The sequence below is a fragment of the Streptomyces sp. B1I3 genome (assembly GCF_030816615.1).
Lineage (GTDB): Bacteria > Actinomycetota > Actinomycetes > Streptomycetales > Streptomycetaceae > Streptomyces.
On record NZ_JAUSYD010000001.1, the window covers coordinates 5,681,433 to 5,699,550 of the forward strand.

17 protein-coding genes are annotated in these 18,118 nt (G+C 73.4%); 8 read left to right on the forward strand and 9 right to left on the reverse strand.

Annotation, left to right across the window (positions count from 1 at the left end; all coding sequences use genetic code 11):
- Nucleotides 1-18 precede the first annotated feature (18 nt).
- Nucleotides 19-750, forward strand: coding sequence for a class I SAM-dependent methyltransferase (locus tag QFZ58_RS25845; protein WP_307127285.1), 732 nt, complete (start codon nt 19-21; stop codon nt 748-750).
- A complete protein-coding gene (locus QFZ58_RS25850; protein WP_307127286.1) occupies nt 747-1,820 on the forward strand; it encodes a prenyltransferase in 1,074 nt (357 codons plus the stop codon). Before QFZ58_RS25845 ends, QFZ58_RS25850 begins: the two co-directional genes overlap by 4 nt.
- Nucleotides 1,821-1,875: 55 nt before the next feature.
- Here the strand turns inward: QFZ58_RS25850 and QFZ58_RS25855 are convergent, their stop codons facing one another.
- Nucleotides 1,876-2,169: a hypothetical protein gene (locus QFZ58_RS25855; protein ID WP_307127287.1), complete on the reverse strand. Its 294-nt coding sequence runs from the start codon at nt 2,167-2,169 to the stop codon at nt 1,876-1,878.
- Between the two features lie 140 nt (nt 2,170-2,309).
- Here QFZ58_RS25855 and QFZ58_RS25860 point away from each other — a divergent pair, with 140 nt between their 5' ends.
- Nucleotides 2,310-2,864: a hypothetical protein gene (locus tag QFZ58_RS25860; protein ID WP_307127288.1), complete on the forward strand. Its 555-nt coding sequence runs from the start codon at nt 2,310-2,312 to the stop codon at nt 2,862-2,864.
- Nucleotides 2,865-2,927: 63 nt separating this feature from the next.
- Nucleotides 2,928-3,707, forward strand: a complete 780-nt coding sequence (locus QFZ58_RS25865; protein ID WP_307127289.1) for a maleylpyruvate isomerase family mycothiol-dependent enzyme — start codon at nt 2,928-2,930, stop codon at nt 3,705-3,707.
- 96 nt (nt 3,708-3,803) lie between these two features.
- On the opposite strand, the gene QFZ58_RS25870 is transcribed toward QFZ58_RS25865, so the two are convergent.
- The 4 genes from QFZ58_RS25870 to QFZ58_RS25885 form a co-directional block, all read right to left on the reverse strand.
- Nucleotides 3,804-4,628 carry a DUF5336 domain-containing protein gene (locus QFZ58_RS25870; RefSeq protein WP_307127290.1) on the reverse strand — a complete coding sequence of 275 codons (825 nt, stop codon included), beginning with the start codon at nt 4,626-4,628 and terminating at the stop codon, nt 3,804-3,806.
- 186 nt (nt 4,629-4,814) lie between these two features.
- The gene (locus QFZ58_RS25875; protein WP_373428588.1) at nt 4,815-5,768 is read right to left on the reverse strand and encodes an N-acetylmuramoyl-L-alanine amidase; all 954 of its coding nucleotides are present in this window, start codon (nt 5,766-5,768) and stop codon (nt 4,815-4,817) included.
- Between the two features lie 22 nt (nt 5,769-5,790).
- Nucleotides 5,791-6,378 (reverse strand): class I SAM-dependent methyltransferase, encoded by a 588-nt coding sequence (locus QFZ58_RS25880; protein WP_307128990.1) that lies wholly within the window; start codon nt 6,376-6,378, stop codon nt 5,791-5,793.
- A gap of 436 nt (nt 6,379-6,814) precedes the next feature.
- Nucleotides 6,815-8,359, reverse strand: coding sequence for an MFS transporter (locus tag QFZ58_RS25885; RefSeq protein WP_307127291.1), 1,545 nt, complete (start codon nt 8,357-8,359; stop codon nt 6,815-6,817).
- Between the two features lie 289 nt (nt 8,360-8,648).
- Here QFZ58_RS25885 and QFZ58_RS25890 point away from each other — a divergent pair, with 289 nt between their 5' ends.
- Complete coding sequence (locus QFZ58_RS25890) at nt 8,649-10,082, forward strand: MFS transporter (RefSeq protein ID WP_307127292.1); 1,434 nt, start codon at nt 8,649-8,651, stop codon at nt 10,080-10,082.
- A 49-nt stretch (nt 10,083-10,131) separates the two neighbouring features.
- Here the strand turns inward: QFZ58_RS25890 and QFZ58_RS25895 are convergent, their stop codons facing one another.
- Both QFZ58_RS25895 and QFZ58_RS25900 read right to left on the reverse strand, forming a co-directional pair.
- Nucleotides 10,132-10,764 (reverse strand): response regulator, encoded by a 633-nt coding sequence (locus QFZ58_RS25895; RefSeq protein ID WP_307128991.1) that lies wholly within the window; start codon nt 10,762-10,764, stop codon nt 10,132-10,134.
- A 708-nt stretch (nt 10,765-11,472) separates the two neighbouring features.
- Nucleotides 11,473-13,077, reverse strand: a complete 1,605-nt coding sequence (locus tag QFZ58_RS25900) for a hypothetical protein (protein ID WP_307127293.1) — start codon at nt 13,075-13,077, stop codon at nt 11,473-11,475.
- 513 nt (nt 13,078-13,590) lie between these two features.
- Between QFZ58_RS25900 and QFZ58_RS25905 the strand changes: the two genes are divergently transcribed.
- Genes QFZ58_RS25905 through QFZ58_RS25915 form a run of 3 tightly spaced genes read left to right on the forward strand, consistent with a single transcriptional unit; the run spans nt 13,591 to nt 16,429 of the window.
- Nucleotides 13,591-14,427, forward strand: coding sequence for a Nif3-like dinuclear metal center hexameric protein (locus QFZ58_RS25905; protein WP_307127294.1), 837 nt, complete (start codon nt 13,591-13,593; stop codon nt 14,425-14,427).
- Nucleotides 14,424-15,167, forward strand: coding sequence for a zinc ribbon domain-containing protein (locus tag QFZ58_RS25910; RefSeq protein WP_307128992.1), 744 nt, complete (start codon nt 14,424-14,426; stop codon nt 15,165-15,167). Before QFZ58_RS25905 ends, QFZ58_RS25910 begins: the two co-directional genes overlap by 4 nt.
- Nucleotides 15,167-16,429 (forward strand): bifunctional RNase H/acid phosphatase, encoded by a 1,263-nt coding sequence (locus QFZ58_RS25915; RefSeq protein WP_307127295.1) that lies wholly within the window; start codon nt 15,167-15,169, stop codon nt 16,427-16,429. Before QFZ58_RS25910 ends, QFZ58_RS25915 begins: the two co-directional genes overlap by 1 nt.
- A gap of 89 nt (nt 16,430-16,518) precedes the next feature.
- Here QFZ58_RS25915 and eda read toward each other — a convergent pair whose 3' ends face one another.
- Both eda and yaaA read right to left on the reverse strand, forming a co-directional pair.
- Entirely contained in the window at nt 16,519-17,163 is a 645-nt protein-coding gene (gene eda / locus QFZ58_RS25920; protein ID WP_307127296.1) for a bifunctional 4-hydroxy-2-oxoglutarate aldolase/2-dehydro-3-deoxy-phosphogluconate aldolase, read from the reverse strand.
- Between the two features lie 63 nt (nt 17,164-17,226).
- Nucleotides 17,227-18,027: a peroxide stress protein YaaA gene (yaaA, locus tag QFZ58_RS25925; RefSeq protein WP_307127297.1), complete on the reverse strand. Its 801-nt coding sequence runs from the start codon at nt 18,025-18,027 to the stop codon at nt 17,227-17,229.
- Nucleotides 18,028-18,118: the final 91 nt, after the last annotated feature.

Below are 18,118 nucleotides of genomic sequence, written 5' to 3' on the forward strand. Positions count from 1 at the left end.
CCTCGAAGGCAGGCACCCGTGCTGACCGTCGACTTCACCCGTTTCCCGCTCGCCGCAGGCGACCGGGTGCTCGACCTGGGCTGCGGCGCCGGACGCCACGCCTTCGAGTGCTACCGGCGCGGCGCGCAGGTGGTGGCACTCGACCGGAACGGCGAGGAGATCCGCGAGGTCGCGAAGTGGTTCGCCGCCATGAAGGAGGCGGGGGAGGCCCCCGAGGGCGCCACCGCCACCGCGATGGAGGGCGACGCGCTCAACCTGCCGTTCCCCGACGACTCCTTCGACGTCGTGATCATCTCCGAGGTGATGGAGCACATCCCCGACGACAAGGGCGTACTCGCCGAGATGGTCCGCGTGCTGCGGCCCGGCGGCCGGATCGCGATCACCGTGCCCCGCTACGGCCCCGAGAAGGTCTGCTGGACGCTCTCCGACGCGTACCACGAGGTCGAGGGCGGGCACATCCGGATCTACAGGGCCGACGAGCTGCTCGGCAAGATCCGCGAGGCCGGGCTCAAGCCCTACGGCACCCACCACGCGCACGCCCTGCACAGCCCGTACTGGTGGCTGAAGTGCGCCTTCGGCGTGGACAACGACAAGGCGCTGCCGGTGCGGGCGTACCACAAACTGCTGGTCTGGGACATCATGAAGAAGCCTCTGGCCACCCGGGTCGCCGAGCAGCTGCTCAACCCGGTCGTCGGCAAGAGCTTCGTGGCGTACGCGACCAAGCCGCACCTGCCGAAGGCCGAGGCGTGAGCACGCCGGAGCGCACCGAACACCTCGTCCTGCCCGGAGTCCTCACCGACGCGCAGGCCGCCGAGACCGTGGCCGCGCTGCTCGCCGTGCAGCGGGAGGACGGGGCGCTGCCCTGGTTCCGCGGCCACCACCTCGACCCGTGGGACCACACCGAGGCCGCCATGGCCCTCGACGCGGCCGGTGAGCACACGGCCGCCGCCCGCGCCTACGCCTGGCTGGCCCGCCACCAGAACGAGGACGGTTCCTGGTACGCGGCCTACCACGACGGCGACCCGGAGCAGCCCACCGACCTCGGCCGCGAGAGCAACTTCTGCGCCTACGTGGCCGTCGGGGTCTGGCACCACTACCTCGCCACCGGTGACGACGCGTTCGCCGACCGGATGTGGCCGACGGTCTTCGCCGCCATGGAGTTCGTCCTGCGGCTGCAGCAGCCCGGCGGCCAGGTCGGCTGGAAGCGCGAGCCGGACGGCACCCCCGTCACCGACGCCCTGCTGACCGGCTGCTCGTCCGTCTACCAGGCGCTGCGCTGCGCCCTGGCCCTGGCCGAACAGCGTGAGGAGCCGCAGCCCGACTGGGAGCTCGCGGCCGGAGCGCTCGGCCACGCGATCCGCAGCCACCCCGAGCGTTTCCTGGACAAGAGCCGCTACTCCATGGACTGGTACTACCCGGTCCTCGGCGGAGCGCTCACCGGGCCTGCCGCGACGCGGCGGATCGAGGCCGGCTGGGACCGTTTCGTGGTCCCCGGCCTCGGCGTGCGCTGTGTCGTTCCCAACCCGTGGGTGACGGGCGGCGAGAGCTGCGAACTGGCCCTGGCGCTCTGGGTCACCGGGGAGTCCGACCGGGCGCTGGAGATCCTGCAGTCCGTCCAGCACCTGCGCGCCGAGGGCGGCCTGTACTGGACGGGGTACGTCTTCGAGGGCGAGCGGGCCATATGGCCCGAGGAGCTCACCACCTGGACAGCCGGTTCGCTGCTGCTGGCGGTGGCCGCGCTCGGGGGGGACGAGGCGACCACCGCGGTCTTCGGCGGCGAACGGCTGCCGACCGGTCTGGAACCCGACTGCTGCCGTTAGCCGTCGGACGCCGGCTAACGGCCGGGGGCGGTGACGCCCGGCCGCGAGCCGGGCGTCAGAAGCGCCGGACCCTGCCCGCCACCGCGTGACCGATGAACAGGTAGACGACGGCGGCCAGACCGTATCCGGCGACGACCCGGGCCCACGCCGCGTCGAACGTGAACAGGTCGTACGACCAGCCGGCCAGCCAGCGGGCGGACTCCTGCACGAACTGCACGAGGTCGTTGGCCCGGTTGGCGTCGAGCAGGTACATCAGGATCCACAGAATGATGATGAACGCCATGACGTCAGCAATCACGGCGATGACACGTGCGGCGGTACTGCTTCCTGTGCCTGTTCTGGGAGACATGTTCTCCGGATTGCCGCTCTACGGTGAGTGAAACCCGTACGGCGTGCGCCGAGTGGCGGCGGGACCCCGCACGGGCGAGCCTGGCGGCGAGTCCCGAACTCCGTCACCCACCGTGACAAGCCTGGCCAGGGAGGCCCGCCGTGCCCCGAACCGTCCCGCTCCGCAGGCTCGTCGTCGCGCTGCTGCTGTCCTGCACCCTGCTGGTGGGGACGACGGCCTGCGGTGGGGACGACGACGGCACCCGGGCGAGCGCCTCCGCGAGTGCGGGGCCCACGAGTTCGGCGCAGAAGCAGAAGTACGCCAAGACCCGCTTCGTCGCCAACGCGGGCCTGGCCGCAGGTGCGGCGTACCAGTGGATCGTGAAGCCGTACCGCGCGGGGAAGTTCAAGAAGGGTGCGGACGGGCGGACCTTCGCGATGGTCAAGGCCGGTCTGGCCGGGGCCTTCGCGTACAACAGGCTGAAGGCCGCGGCGGACAACGCCAAGGGCGATCCGCTGCTCTCCAAGGCCGTCGCTCCCCTCACCGCCGGGATCGAGTCGCTCAAGGGAGTGGCCGCCAAGATCGGCAAGGGCGAGGCGGGCGCCGGGAACGTCGGCGCCTTCGAGGAGGTCATCAACAGCGTGAAGGACGCCGGGAAGAGTGCGGGCGCCGAGGTGAGGAACAAGGTGCCCTCCAGCTCGGAGCTGGGCGGTTGACGAGCTGAGGCCGGGCGCGGGAACTGGGTGGAGACCGCTCGCCGCGCCACCTACAGTCTGCGGATGACCCTTCTCGCGCACGAGCGCTACTGCGACGAAATCCTGCTTCAGACCGACCTGTTGAGAAGTGCCGTCGCGAACGCGGACCTCACCGCGGGAGTTCCCACCTGCCCCGCCTGGACGCTGCGCGACCTCGTCGTCCATGTCGCGGGGGCACACCGCTGGGCCGGTGAGATTGTCCGTACCCGGGCCACCGAAGCACTCCCCGACGAGCAGGTGCCGGGCATGGACGGCGCGTCCGGTGACGACCCCGCGGCCCTCGGAGCCTGGCTGGCCGAGGGTGCCGCCGCGACGGTGGAGGCGCTGCGCGAGGCCGGTCCCGACACCGCCATGTGGACCTGGGCCGGGGAGCGGCGGGCGGCCTTCTGGGCCCGCCGCATGGCGCACGAGACCGCCGTCCACCGGGCGGACGCCGTCCTCGCCACCGGTGGGGAGTACACGGTGGCACCCGACCTGGCCGCCGACACCGTCACCGAGTGGCTGCAGATCGTCGCCCACGCCCAGGCGCAGGGCGACCCGGAAGCGGCCGAACTACGCGGCGGAGGACGGTCCCTGCACCTGCACGCCACGGACGTACCCGGGGCGGAGTGGCTGATCGAGTTCGGCGAGGACGGTTTCACCTGGCGCCACGCCCACGAGAAGGCGACCGTGGTGCTGCGCGGCCCGCTGACCGGCCTGATGCTCGCGTTCAACCGGCGTCGGAAGCCCGACGAGGGAGGCCTCGAAGTGCTGGGCGACAGAGGGCTGCTGGACTTCTGGCTGGAGCGGTCCTCGTTCGGCTGAGCGCGGCCCCCCGCACCCGCGACCGCAGCGGCCCCCCGCCCCGCGACCGCAGCGGCCCCCCGCCCCGGAGGGCGAGGGGCCGCAGGATGAGCCGCGTCAGCCGCGCTGAATACCCGTGGTGTCCTGCAGCACGCCGCGACGGCCGTCCTGCGTCTGGGCGATGAGCCCCGGGCCGCGCTGCTCGACGGCCAGGTACCACGTACCGGGCGCGAGTTCGGCGATCGGGTTCGGGGCGCCGTCCTCGCCGTACAGCGGGCGGGCGACCGGTACCGCGAACCAGAAGGGCGTGAAGTCACCGGCCGCCGCCCCACCGCCGGGCGGGGCCTGCTGCGCGGACTGCTGGGCCTCCGGCTGACCGGGTTGGCCCGGCTGCGCGCCGTACGGCTGGGGCTGGCCGGGCTGCGCGCCGTACGGCTGCTGCTGGGCACCCGGGTAGCCATAACCCTGGCCGGCCTGCTGGCCGTACGGCGGCTGTACTGCCTGCGCCGGGCGCGGGGCGCCCATGAGCGGAGCCTTGAGTGCCGGGACCAGCGGGCCGGCGACGGCACCGCCGGCCAGCACGATGGCGGCCAGCAGCCCGAGGATCAGGCCGGCGCCCGCGTCACCGGCGTCGATGGTCGTCCAGAAGACGGTCCAGAGCGCGAAGACGGTGAACGCGGCGCCGAACTGGCCGAGTTCGAGCCCCGCCACCTTGCGGCCCGGCATGGCACGTGCCACGACCAGCAGCACCGCGCCGATGATGCCGGCGAGGTAGATGCTCATCAGGAGCGGAAGCGAGTCCCAGGCGTTCGTGCTGTAACCGGAACAGTCGACGCCCGACGGGCAGTCGAAGCCGGAGAGGTCGAGGAAAGAGGCGATGAACAGCACGACCGCTGCTCCGATCACCACGCCGTCGCCTCGAGTGAGGGAGCGGATATTCACGTGAAGGTCCTTAGTCGGTCGTCTCGTCGGGGCGGTCGTCGATGCCGCCTGTACGGCGGGTACGGCGCGAAGCTCGGGGGCGGCTCCCCATCGTACGGATGAATCTATCGTCTGCCCGGGCGGGTTGTACCCGTGCCCGGGCCTCGGACGGGCTATCCCCCCAAGGTCGCCACCATCACCCCAGAACTACCTCTTCAGGTAGCTGCTGATGCCCTCGGCGATACCGAGGGCCGCTCTCTGACGCCAGTCCGCGCTCATGAGCAGGGCGGCATCCTTCGGATCACGCATATTGCCGCATTCGATGAAGACTTTGGGCACGGTCGACAGATTCAGGCCGCCGAGATCCTCGCGGGTGTCCAGTCCGGTATTGCCGCCGATGTAATTGGAGGGGGCGCTTCCGGTGGCCCGTACGAATTTCCCGGCGATGCGTTCGCCGAGATCGCGCGAGGGGGCGACTATCCCCGCGGTGTCCGCGCCGCCCCCGCGCACCCGCGCGGGGAGGATCACGTGGAAGCCCCGGTTGCCGGCCGCCGAACCGTCGGCGTGGACCGAGACGACGGCGTCGGCGTGGGCCGCGTTGCCGATGCGGGCCCGCTCGTCGACGCACGGGCCGAACGGGCGGTCGTCGTCCTGGGTGAGGACCACCTTCGCCCCCCGGGCCTCCAGCAGCGTGCGCAGCCGGCGCGAGACGTCGAGGCTGAAAGTGGCCTCGGCGTAACCGGAGTCGGTGGCGGTGCCGGTGGTGTCGCACTCCTTGTGCCCGGTGCCGATGTCCACCTGGCTGTTGATCTCCCGGGTGTGCTCTCGGTTGCGCGGGTTGTGCCCGGGGTCGACCACCACCGTCCTGCCCGTGAGCGGGCCCCGCGGCAGCGGCTCGGCGGACGTGGGCGCCGCCGAAGGGCTGCTCCCGGAGGGGGTCACCGAAGGGCTCCGGGACGGGGCCGGCGAGGCGGGCCGGGACTCCGGCGCGGAGGCCGTGGCCGCGTCGCCGCCGGGGTGGGGCCGCGCCTGACCGGAGCCGCCGTCACCTCCGCACCCCGCGGCGGCCAGGCAGACGGCCGCCAGGAGTGCTACGGCCGGTACCGCCCTGTGGAGGGCCGTACCGGGCGGGGTGAGGGGAGGGCTGTTGTCGTCACGCACGTCGTGATGCTATCCGTGGCCCTCAGATGCCCGTTCCCGAACGCCGCAGGACCCGCAGCGAGTCCGTCACCGAGACCTCGGTGAACGCGCCGGAGGCCAGGGCGCGTTGCAGCACGCGGTAGGGCGCCTGTCCGCCGTCGGCCGGGTCGGGGAACACGTCGTGGATCACGAGCAGCCCGCCCTCGGCGACCTTCGGGGCCCAGCCCTCGTAGTCCCCGCCGGCGTGCTCGTCGGTGTGACCACCGTCGATGAAGACGAGGCCGAGCAGCCCGCCCCACACGGCGGCGACCTGGGGGGAGCGCCCGACGAGTGCCACCACGTGCTCCTCCAGGCCGGCCGCGTGCAGCGTCCGGCGGAAGGTGGGCAGGGTGTCCATCCGGCCGACCTCGGGGTCCACCACCGACGGGTCGTGATACTCCCAGCCGGGCTGCTGCTCCTCGCTGCCCCGGTGGTGGTCGACGGTGAGCGCCGTCACCCCGGCCGCCCGGGCGGCATCGGCGAGCAGGATCGTCGAGCGCCCGCAGTAGGTGCCGACCTCCAGCAGCGGCAGCCCGAGCGCACCGGCCTCGACGGCCGCCGCATACAGGGCGAGCCCTTCGTGGACCGGCATGAAGCCCTTGGCGGCCTCGAAAGCGGCGAGAATCTCCGGCGTGGGCCCGGCAGCGGACTCGGCAGCGGACTCGGCGGCCACGGGGTTCCTCCTGGTGGGACGGTGCGATCGGGACGGCGCCCCATCGTGCCGTACGCCCGCGCCGGAGGGACCGGCGGGGCCGCCCCCTTCCGGCCGCTCGACGCGTCGTGGCGCACGGGGCTCCGCCGGCCGGCCCGGGACGGCGTACGCGGCGCACCGCCGTACACGGGCGCCGGCGCGGGGACCGGCACGGCAGCCCCCACGCCCCGGACCTCCCACGCGTGCCCGTCGTGCAGCCGCCCGCCTTCGCGGCACCCGCCCGCCCGCCTTCGAGGCACCCGCCCCGCCCGGCTGTTCACCCGCGGCACCCGGCCGAGGGAGCTCGCGGCAGGGCCGGAGGTGTCCCGGCCGCCGGCTACGAAGCCGAGTCCGACGTCCGGCGCTCCGGTGCGCTGACGGGGGCCGCGACCGGCGCCCCTTCCGCTCCGGACCGCGAGGCCGCCAGGGCGTCGTCCGCGCTGCTCGCGAGCAGCACCGGACGCGCGGGGCCCTGCGACGGCAGGAAGGCGGCCAGCACCAGACCGACCAGCACGGCACCCGTCGCGATCATGAACGAGGTGCGGAAGCCGTCCATGCTCGGTACGTCCACCGCGCCCATCCGCACCGACGTGTTCGCCAGCACCATGCCGATGACCGCACTCGAGAGCGAGGTGCCGATCGAACGCATCAGTGTGTTCAGGCCGTTGGCCGCACCGGTCTCGGACGCGTCGACCGCGCCGATGATCAGAGCCGGCAGTGAGGAGTACGCGAGCCCGATACCGGCCCCGAGCACCACCGCGATCACCACGGTCTGCCAGGCGGCACTCATCAGCCCGAGTCCCGCCCCGTAACCGATCGCGATGACGAGCATGCCGAGCATGAGGGTGGTCTTGGGGCCACGGCGGGCGGAGAGCCTGGCGTACAGCGGGGCCACGAACATCATCGTCAGGCCCAGCGGCGCCACGCAGAGGCCCGCCATGACCATCGACTGTCCGAGCCCGTAGCCGGTCGAGGTGGGCAGCTGGAGCAGTTGCGGCAGAACCAGGGACACGGCGTAGAAGGCGACCCCGACCATGATCGAGACCAGGTTGGTGAGGAGCACCTCGCGGCGGACGCTGGTGCGCAGGTCGACCAGCGGCGCCGGGCTCCGCAGCTCGAAGAGCCCCCACAGCACCAGGATCAGCAGCGACGCCCCGAACAGCCCGAGGGTCGTGGGCGAGGACCAGCCCCAGTCCCCGCCCTTGGTGACGGGGAGCAGCAGGCAGACCAGCCCGAGGGAGAGGCCCAGCGCCCCCACGACGTCGAAGCGCCCGGGGGCGCGCAGGGCGGACTCCGGTACGACGAGGAGGGTGAGACCCATGGCCAGCACCCCGAGCGCGGCCGAGGCCATGAACAGCGCGTGCCAGTCGGCGTGCTGGGCGATGACCGCGGCGGCGGGGAGTGCGAGTCCGCCACCCACCCCGATCGACGAGCTCATGAGAGCCATCGCCGAGCCCAGCTTCTCGCGCGGCAGCACATCGCGCATGATGCCGATGCCCAGCGGGATGGCGCCCATGGCGAAGCCCTGCAGCGCACGCCCGGTGATCATGATCACGAGGTCGTCGGTGGTGGCACAGATCAGCGAGCCGATCACCATCACGGCGAGGCTGGCCAGGAGCATCCGGCGCTTGCCGTACAGGTCACCGAGCCGCCCCATGATCGGGGTCGAGACGGCTCCGGCCAGCAGGGTGGCGGTCATCACCCACGTCGCGTCGGCCGGGGCGGTGCCCAGCAGCGCGGGCAGGTCCTTGATGACGGGGACGAGCAGGGTCTGCATCACCGCGACGGTGATCCCCGCGAACGCGAGCACGGGGACGATGCCACGGCCGCCGCGTGGACCGGGGAGCTCTCCGGCGTGCTGTTCGTTCGTCGTCCGTTGCATACGTGGGGCCTCCGGGGGCGGGGAAGGAGTGGAACATCACAGGGTCGGACAGGCGGGAACACCCCCGGCAGGCGGCAGCGTCCGCCGGATCGGGGTGGGGACAGCCCCACGCCCGGTGCGGACAGTGCCGGTGCACGGAAGTGTGTGCACACTGAACACTTCCGCACACGCGAGGTATTCCGGCGAACGGACCTGGAACGCGGGACGTCCGCGGTCGAGGTCCTACGCCTTCCGGCCGGGTCCCCGCCCGCCCGGAAAACGATGTACGCACCACAGGACGCCTGGGAGGATGACTCCCATGGTTGACGTCTCCACGCCCACGCGGCTGCCCGCCCGATCGAGGACCCGCACGTGGGCCGTGGTCGCGGCGGCCTGCACCGGCCAGTTCCTGGTTGTCCTCGATGTGTCCGTCGTCAATGTGGCACTGCCCTCCATGCGAACCGACCTCGGCCTGAGCGCCCCCGGGCTGCAATGGGTCGTCAACGCCTACTCGATCGCCTTCGCCGGCTTCATGCTGCTCGGCGGGCGAGCAGCGGACATATACGGCCGCAAGAGAATGTTCCTGACCGGGCTCGGCCTCTTCACCGCCGCTTCGCTGGCGGGCGGGCTCGCCCAGGAGGGCTGGCAGTTGCTGGCCGCCCGTGCCGCACAGGGGCTCGGCGCCGCCGTACTCTCCCCGGCGACGCTCACCATCCTCACCGCCGCCGTGCCCGAAGGCCCCGCCCGCAGCAAGGCGATCGGCACCTGGATGGCGGTCGGGGCCGGCGGTGGCGCCGCCGGCGGGCTGATCGGCGGGGTGCTCACCGACACCCTCTCCTGGCGGTGGGTCCTGCTCATCAACGTGCCGATCGGTGCTCTCGTGCTGACCGGCGCCGCCCTGTGGCTGGCCGAGGGGCGGGCGGGCGACCGGCGCCGCGTCGACCTGCCCGGCGCGGTCCTCGTCACGGCGGGCCTGGCCACGGTGGCGTACGGCATCGTGCAGACCGAGGCCGCGGGCTGGGGCGCCGCCGCCACCCTCGTCCCCCTCCTCGGGGGCCTCGCGCTGCTCGGCGTCTTCGTCCTGGTCGAGGCGAGGACGGCGGCCCCGCTGATGCCGTTGCGCGTCCTCGGGGTGCGGGCCGTCTCGGCGGCGAACGTGTCGATGCTCCTGATGGGGTCGGCGACCTTCTGCATGTGGTACTTCATGACCATGTACGCCCAGAACGTGCTGGGATACACGCCGTTGGAGGCCGGCCTCGCCCTCATGCCGACCTCCGCTGCCGTCATCATCGGCTCGAAGGCCGCGCCCCGCCTCATGGTGCGGACCGGCGCGAAGACACTGGCCGTCACCGGCTTCCTCGTCACCGCCGCCGGCTTCGGCTGGCAGTCCACCATGGGCGTGCACGGCTCCTACCTCACCGCGGTCTGCCTCCCCGGCGTCCTGATGATGGCAGGCGCCGGACTGGCCTCCACCCCGCTGGCCACGCTCGCCACCTCCGGCGCGGCGCCCGGTGACGCCGGTCTCGTCTCCGGGCTGGTCAACACCTCCCGCACGATGGGCGGTGCGCTGGGTCTGGCGGTGCTCTCGACGGTCGCCGCGGCACGCACCGATGGTTCCACGGCAGCGGCGGACATCACGGCCGGCTACGCGACGGCCTTCCGTACGGCCACGGGGGTGCTGCTGGCGGGAGTGGTCCTGGTGCTGCTCTGGCTGCCCGGCGAGGGCCGTGAACAGTCCGGCTGACGGCCCGTCCGTACGGTCAGGCCGCGGTGGCGTGCCGCCGGCACCCGGGTCAGAGCCAGCCCTGGTGGCGTGCCGCCCGTACCGCCTCCCCGCGGTTGCGGGTGCCCGTCTTGCCGATGGCCGAGGTGAGGTGGTCGCGTACCGTCCGCTCCGGCAGACGTAACCTCGCCGCGATGTCCGCGGCCGTCGCCCCGTCCGCCGCCGCGTTCAGCGCGTCGCGCTCCCGGGCGGTCAGCGGGCCGGGGCCCGCACCGAGCGCCGAGGCGGCCAGCGCCGGATCGATCACCGTCTCCCCGGTGAGCGCCCGCCGGATCGCCTGCGCGAGATCCCCGACCGGGCCGTCCTTCACCAGGAACCCCACCGCACCCGCCTCCATCGCGCGTCGCAGGGAGCCGGGCCTGGCGGACGTCGTGAGGATCAGAACCCGGCAGTCCGGAACCTCCTCGCGAAGATCGGCCGCCGCGTCCAAACCGCTGCGGCCCGGAAGTTCGAGGTCCAGCAGCGCCACGTCGGGGCGGGAGACGAGCGCCGCGTCCACGACCTGGTCGCCGGCCGCGACCTCGGCCACCACCTCGATGTCCGGCTCCATGCCGAGCACCAGGGCGAGCGCGCTGCGCGTCATGCCGCGGTCCTCGGCGAGCAGCACCCGCACGGATCTGGCCGGCCGGTGCTCCCGTGGCATCTCGTTCACGGGCTCAGCGTAGGCCGCGCGGGGCCGTCCGGCGGTGTGGGCCCGTCAGGCACGTCCACCGGCGTGTCCACCCGGGTTCCGCCGGGGTGTCCACCCGGGTTCCGCCGTTACGACGAAGCCGCCGTGCGGGCACGGGCACGGGCCCGGGGCCGTCAACGTGCGATGACAAGGGCATGCACCGAACGCCGAACGCCGAACCCCGAAGCCCGAAGCCCGAGCCCGAGCCCGAACACCGAAGCTCGCCCGAACGCCGAACGCCGAACGCCGAACGCCGAACGCCGAACGCCGAACGCCGAACGCCGAACGCCGAACGCCGAACGCCGAGGGCCGCCACGGCCGTTCGGCCGTGGCGGCCCCTTGTCCCCGTGCGCGGCGTGGTTCAGGCCGCCGCTTCGCCACCCCCTTCGGAGGGCCGGCGGTGGCGTCCGTGCGGCCGCACGGACACGCTGTCCACCGACGCGCCCCCTCGATGCTTTCCGGAGCCGCCGGCTTCGGCCCGTCCCGCGTCCGCCACCGGCGGGCGCGTCTGGGTCGTGTCGGTTCGGGCTTCAGACATGTGGGAAGTCACCCCGTTGAAATCGCTTACGTGTGTTCACGGGGCCCGCCACCGCCACCCGACGCGGTCACCGTCGGTGCCCGCGTGGAACGGCCGCGTAGCCCGGCCAGGAGTGTAGACCGACCGGTGATCAAGGTCCGGGCCTACCCGGGCGGCGTGCGTCCCGTGAGGGGTGCCTGGCCGAGCGGAACCGGCTTGCACGCAAGGGGAGAGCCCTCCGCCACCGACGGCTCCGCACCGCCACCGGCGGGCCGGTGCTCCTCTTCCGCCGGTGCCTGCACGAGGGCCACCGCACACGGCGTGCCCTCCTGCGCGTACGGCAGGTGCAGAACTCCCTCCCGGGTCCAGAACCCCGTCCCGGCCAGCCATCCCTCCGGCGCGGCACACAGATGCAGCCGGCGCCCAAGCGGGCGCCAGAGCCCGACCCAGCTGCCCGTCCGGCCGTCGATCCGCAGGGCCACCGCACAGCTCTCCGGCATGAGCATCTGGCCCGGCTGTACGGCGAACGGTGTCATGGTCACGCCCGAGGGGTGCAGGCACTCCGGGAAGCGCACCGGCAGGCAGCTGCCGAGCACCCCCCAGCCGAGACGGTCGTGACCCGGTGCGTCCGAGCGGATCAGGAGCAGTCCGCTGTCCGCGTCGGCGAGCAGCAGCCGGTCGTTGCTGTCCGGCGCGATCTGCAGCAGCGGGGTCACCTCGCCGCCCCGCTCCAGGTCCACGGCGACGGCCTTCACCGGGCCGCCGCCCGGCAACTGGCGGTCCAGGGCGAGAAGCCGGCCCTCACGATCCAGCCACGCGCCGCCCGAACAGCGGCCCGGCACGTCGGCGACGTGTTCGGGCCCGAAAGCGCCGCCGGCCACGAGCCATACGGCGGTGGAGCGCTCACCGGGGAGCAGGGCGTAGGCACTCATGCCGTCCGGGGACGGTGGGAGCAGGGTCAGGTCCGTGCATGCGAGGGCGCCCAGGGGGAGTTCGCCGGTACCCGGTCCGGTGGGGTAGAGGAGGGAGAACGCGTGCCGGTCGGCCACCCGCCGACGGATCAGGACCCGCCCGTCGGCGAGGGGCAGCACATCGGAGTCGGCCTCCTCCGGCTGATCGAGGGGGAGGGGCACGGCGTACGGCTCGGGGCCGTCGAGGGTCCACCGCTCGGTGAACCAGGCCGGGTCGGTCCCCCCGGCGGCGGTGCTCCCGGCAGCCGTCGTGAGCCGGGCCGCGTACGAACGGTCGGCGGCGATGGTGAGGGCCGGCGGCCGGAGACGCCGGGGTGCCTGGGGCCGGGGCCGGCGCCCGGCGCCGGCCCGGGGTGCGCGTGTCACCGGGGCGCCGTCCGCTGCGGGGAAACCACCCGGGCTGTCGAGGAGGGCATGCGTCAGGGGCCCACCGCGGGCGGCGGAGACGAGGGCCTCGTCCGGGGTCGCGGAGGCGGCGGGCTCGGGGACACCGGCCCGGCCTGCGACGGCGGTCGCGTCGGCCCCGCCGCGTACGGGCTCCGGCCGCGCCGTCCCGATGTACGCGGCCGCCCCGGCGGGCATGGTGGCCGCGCGGGACCAGCCGGCTCCGGGCGACCTGCCGGGCACGTCCGCGGCTCGGGCTGCCGCGATCCCGTCCGGCACGTCCGACGGGCCACCGGCGGGGGGTCTCCCGGACTCGGCGGGTGGGTCGGGTTCCGCCGGTTCGGGCGCGATGTCCCCGGTCGTGGCAGTCCCCGTGGATCCGGTGGTCTTGGTCTCGACAGTACAGCCAGTCATGGTGCGGTCACCTCCGGCGACCGACGCTAGTTTTCGCACGTCCTGCCGGACAACACGAGACATCGCACTTCACACATACGGGTGGCGGCACCCCTGTTTCCCTGAGGGGGAGGGGGTGGCTGTGCTGCTGGTGACACGTGTGAAAGGCGCCCTTCCCCGACAATTTTCTCGGGACAGCCCCGGACCGCAGCAAATGATGGCCCTGCGACGCCGGGATGCCACCGCAGCCGGCCTGGCCGTGGCTGCCGCCCTAGGGCGTGTTTCGAAAGTAGCGTCGTCTGCCCGAAGGGCAGGCGGGACTTTCGAAACACGCCCTAGCCCTCTCGGTGTACGGCGGCGACCGGCGGGGGCTCTGCGGGAGCGGCGGCCGGTGGCGACAGGAAGGCCGCCGGGGCGCGGCGCACAGGGAGGAGAGCGCCCAGGTCGTGACGGTCCGTGACGGGCCGGGGCCCGCCCGTGCGCGGTCCGGGCAGCAGGGGCGGTGGGGCACCCAGGACAGGTAGCCTTTGCCCCGTGCCCCGTCTGTCTGAAGTCATCGCCGAGCTCGACGCCCTGTGGCCCCCCGAGCGGGCCGAAGGTTGGGACGCGGTCGGCACGGTCTGCGGTGATCCCGACGCGGAGGTCGACAGGGTCCTCTTCGCCGTCGACCCCGTCAGGCAGATCGCCGACGAGGCCCGCACCCTCGGCGCCCAGCTGATCGTCACCCACCACCCGCTCTATCTGCGGGGTACGACGACGGTCGCGGCCTCCACCTTCAAGGGCCGGGTCGTGCACGACCTCATCACGCACGGCATCGCCCTGCACGTCGCGCACACCAACGCCGACACCGCCGACCCCGGGGTCTCCGACGCCCTCGCCGCCGCCCTGGACCTGCGGGTCACCGGCCCGCTCGTGCCGGACCCCACAGACACCGCGGGCCGCCGCGGTCTGGGCCGGATCTGCGAACTCGACCACCCCGAGACCCTCCGCGACCTCGCCGCCCGCGCCGCCGCCCGGCTGCCCGCCACCGCGCAGGGCGTCCGGCTCGCAGGCGACCCGGACGCCCTCGTGCGGCGCGTAGCGGTCAGTGGCGGCTCCGGCGACAGCCTCTTCGACGCCGTGCGCGCCGCGGGCGTCGACGCCTTCCTCACCGCGGACCTGCGCCACCACCCGGCCTCCGAGGCCGTCCAGCACTCGCCGCTCGGCCTGGTCGACGCCGCGCACTGGGCGACGGAGTGGCCCTGGTGCGAGCAGGCCGCCGCGGAGCTCGACGCGATTTCCGACCGCCACGGATGGGGCCTGCGGGTCCACGTCTCGAAGCAGGTCACCGACCCCTGGACCACCCACCACTCTTCTGGAGCCCCCAACTGAACGCCGCGCCCGCCGACCAGATCCGACTCCTCGAAGTCCAGGCCCTCGACGTACGTCTGTCGCAGCTCTCCCACAAGCGCACGTCCCTGCCCGAGCACGCCGAGATCGACTCGCTCAACAACGACCTCGCGCAGCTGCGCGACCTGCTGGTCGCCTCGCAGACCGAGGAGAGCGACACCACCCGCGAGCAGACGAAGGCCGAGCAGGACGTCGACCAGGTGCGCCAGCGCGCCGTCCGCGACCAGCAGCGGCTCGACTCCGGAGCGGTCTCCTCGCCGAAGGACCTGGAGAGCCTCCAGCGCGAGATCACCTCGCTCGCCAAGCGTCAGGGCGACCTCGAGGACGTGGTCCTGGAGATCATGGAGCGCCGCGAGTCCGCTCAGGAGCGCGTCGCCGAACTGACCGAGCGTGTCAGCGCCGTGCAGGCCAAGGTCGACGACGCGACCGCGCGCCGGGACACCGCGACCGCCGAGCTCGACGCCGAGGCCGCCACCGTCGCCAAGGACCGCGAGGTCGTCGCCGGTGCCGTCCCCGCCGACCTGCTGAAGCTGTACGACAAGCTGCGCGCCCAGCAGGGCGGCGTCGGTGCCGCCCGGCTCTACCAGCGTCGCTGCGAGGGCTGCCGCCTGGAGCTGAACATCACGGAGGTCAACGACGTGAAGGCGGCGTCTGCCGACACCGTGCTGCGCTGCGAGAACTGTCACCGCATCCTGGTCCGCACCTCGGAGTCGGGCCTGTAATGACGGCTCCCCGCCAGCTGATCGTCGAGGCGGACGGAGGCTCCCGGGGCAACCCGGGGCCCGCGGGGTACGGCGCGGTCGTGCTCGACGCGCTCGACGCCGGCACGCTCGCCGAGGTCGCCGAGTACATCGGCGTCGCGACGAACAACGTGGCCGAGTACCGGGGCCTCATCGCCGGCCTGGAAGCGGTGAAGGAGCTCTTCCCGGACACGCCCGTGCAGGTCCGGGTGCGGATGGACTCCAAGCTGGTGGTCGAGCAGATGTCGGGCCGCTGGAAGATCAAGCACCCCGGCATGAAGCCGCTCGCGGCACAGGCCGCGCGGATCCTGCCCGCCTCCGCCGTCACGTACGAGTGGATCCCGCGCGAGCGGAACAAGCACGCCGACCGGCTGGCCAACGAGGCGATGGACGCGGGGGGCCGCGGCGAGCGGTGGGCCCCGGAGTCCTCGACGGCCGACCTGGAGACGCCGCGCACACCGGCACTTCCCGAACCGCCCTCCGGGCCGCCCGGGGACGCTGTCGCGGGCGCCGCGAAGGTCCGGGCCGCGATGGCCGCGGCGCGGCCGGCGGCGGCCGGCCCGGCGCCGGTCACTCCGCAGGTCGGCTGGGCGAGCGCACCCGACCTGGGTGCACCCGCCACCTTCCTCCTGCTCCGGCACGGAGAGACGGCCCTCACCCCCGAGAAGCGGTTCTCCGGCAGCGGCGGCAGCGATCCCGAGCTGTCGCCGACCGGCCGTCACCAGGCGGTCTGCGCGGCGGAGGCCTTCGCCGCCCGGGGCACGGTCCAGGAGATCGTCAGCTCACCTCTGCGCCGCTGCCGCGAGACGGCCGCGGTCGTGGCGGAGTCGCTCGGCCTGGAGGTCCGGGTCGAGGACGGTCTGCGCGAGACGGACTTCGGTGCGTGGGAGGGGCTCACCTTCGCCGAGGTCCGGGAACGTCACGGCCTCGATCTGACCGCCTGGCTCGGTTCCGCCGAGGCGGCCCCCACGGGCGGTGGCGAGAGTTTCGCCGAGGTGGCCGAGCGGGTGTCGGCCACCCGCGACCGGCTGATATCGCGCTACGCGGGGCGCACGGTGCTGCTGGTCACGCACGTCACCCCGATCAAGACCCTGGTCAGGCTGGCTCTGGGCGCCCCGCCGGAGTCCTTGTTCCGCATGGAGCTGCTGCCCGCCTCCCTCTCGACGGTGGCGTACTACGCGGACGGGAACGCCTCGCTCAGGCTCCTCAACGACACCTCGCACCTGCGACAGGCGGACGGCTAGGGCGTGTTTCGAAAGTAGCGTCGTCTGCCCGAAGGGCAGGCGGGACTTTCGAAACACGCCCTAGGCCGCTGCCGGCCGACGGGCGCCCGTCAGCCGCGCAGGGCCGAGGCCCCGGCCGCCAGCCGCTCCACCCTGGCCCAGTCCTTCGCCGCCACCGCGTCGCCGGGCACCATCCAGCTGCCGCCCACGCAGCCGACGTTCGGCAGGGCGAGGTACGAGGGCGCGGACGCGAGCGAGATGCCGCCCGTGGGGCAGAAACGGGCCTGGGGGAGCGGTGCGGACAGGGCTTTGAGGTAGGCCGTGCCGCCTGCTGCCTCGGCCGGGAAGAACTTCATCTCCGTGACGCCGCGCTCCAGCAGCGCGACGACCTCCGACGTCGTCGAGACCCCCGGCAGGAACGGCACGCCGGACGCCTTCATCGCGTCCAGCAGGGTGTCCGTCCACCCCGGACTGACCAGGAAGCGCGCCCCGGCCTCGACCGTCTCGCTCACGTGCCGTACGGATATCACCGTCCCGGCGCCCACGACGGCGTCCGGTACCTCGGCGGCGATCGCCCGGATCGCGTCCAGGGCGGCGGGGGTCCGCAGCGTCACCTCGATGGCCGGCAGTCCGCCCGCGACGAGCGCGCGGGCCAGCGGGACGGCGTCGGCGGCGTCCTCGAGGACCACGACGGGGACGACAGGGGCGAGGTCCAGCACGGAAGCGGACACGGCGGCGGGCGCGGAGGAGGTCATGGGGTCATCCTGCCGCCCGAGCGGCAGTACACGCAACGCGCGTTGCGCATGGTGCAACGCCCGTCAGTGGATCTCGGTGACCACCACGTCGAGCGCCCATGCCCGCCCGGCCCGTTCCGGAGCCCGCGCCTCCACCACGTATCCGAGACCGCGCAGTACGTCCACCAGCTCCGCCGGGCCTTGCGGCCGTGCTCCCGCCGTCAGCAGGTCGCGGACCATCCGGCCCTTGGTCGCCTTGTTGAAGTGGCTGACCACCGACCGCTTCTCGACCCCGTCCACCACCTGGGACTGCAGCACCCGCACGCTCGCCGTGCGCTCCGCCACCTCGCCCGCCGGCTTCCAGGCCCCGGCGTACGCCGACGACCGCAGGTCCAGGACGAGCCCGTCCCCGGCCGCCTCCGGCATGACCGAGGCCATCAGGGTCCGCCAGTACGGGCCGAGCGCGCCCAGCCCCGGCAGCTTGACGCCCATCGAGCAGCGGTAGGACGGAATCCGGTCGCCCACCCGGACGGCCCCCCACAGCCCGGAGAAGACCAGCAGCGACTTCCCGGCCCGCCGCTTGGCCGCCGCGTCCAAGGTGTCCAGGCCGAGGGCGTCGTACAGCACCCCCGTGTAGATCTCTCCGGCCGGCCGGGTCGCGGCCGTGCGCAACTCCGCGTTCTTCGCGACCTCGCCACGCAGCCCCTCGCTCAGGCCGAGCACCTCACGGGCCTTCTCCTCGTCGGCGAGGCACAGCTCGACCAACTCGTCCAGGACGGCGGCACGCGCCTCGGCGAGGCCCGGCAGGGACAGGGATTCGAGCTTCAGGGGTGCTCCGCGCCCCGGTGCGGCCTTTCCTTCGGAGGGCGGCAACAGCACGAGCACGGGGGTTCTCCTTCACACGCGGTACAGGGCCTCTCGCACAGGAGGCCCCTCGGCAAGGGTACGGGGGCGGGCCGGCCCGGACGCCGTGCGC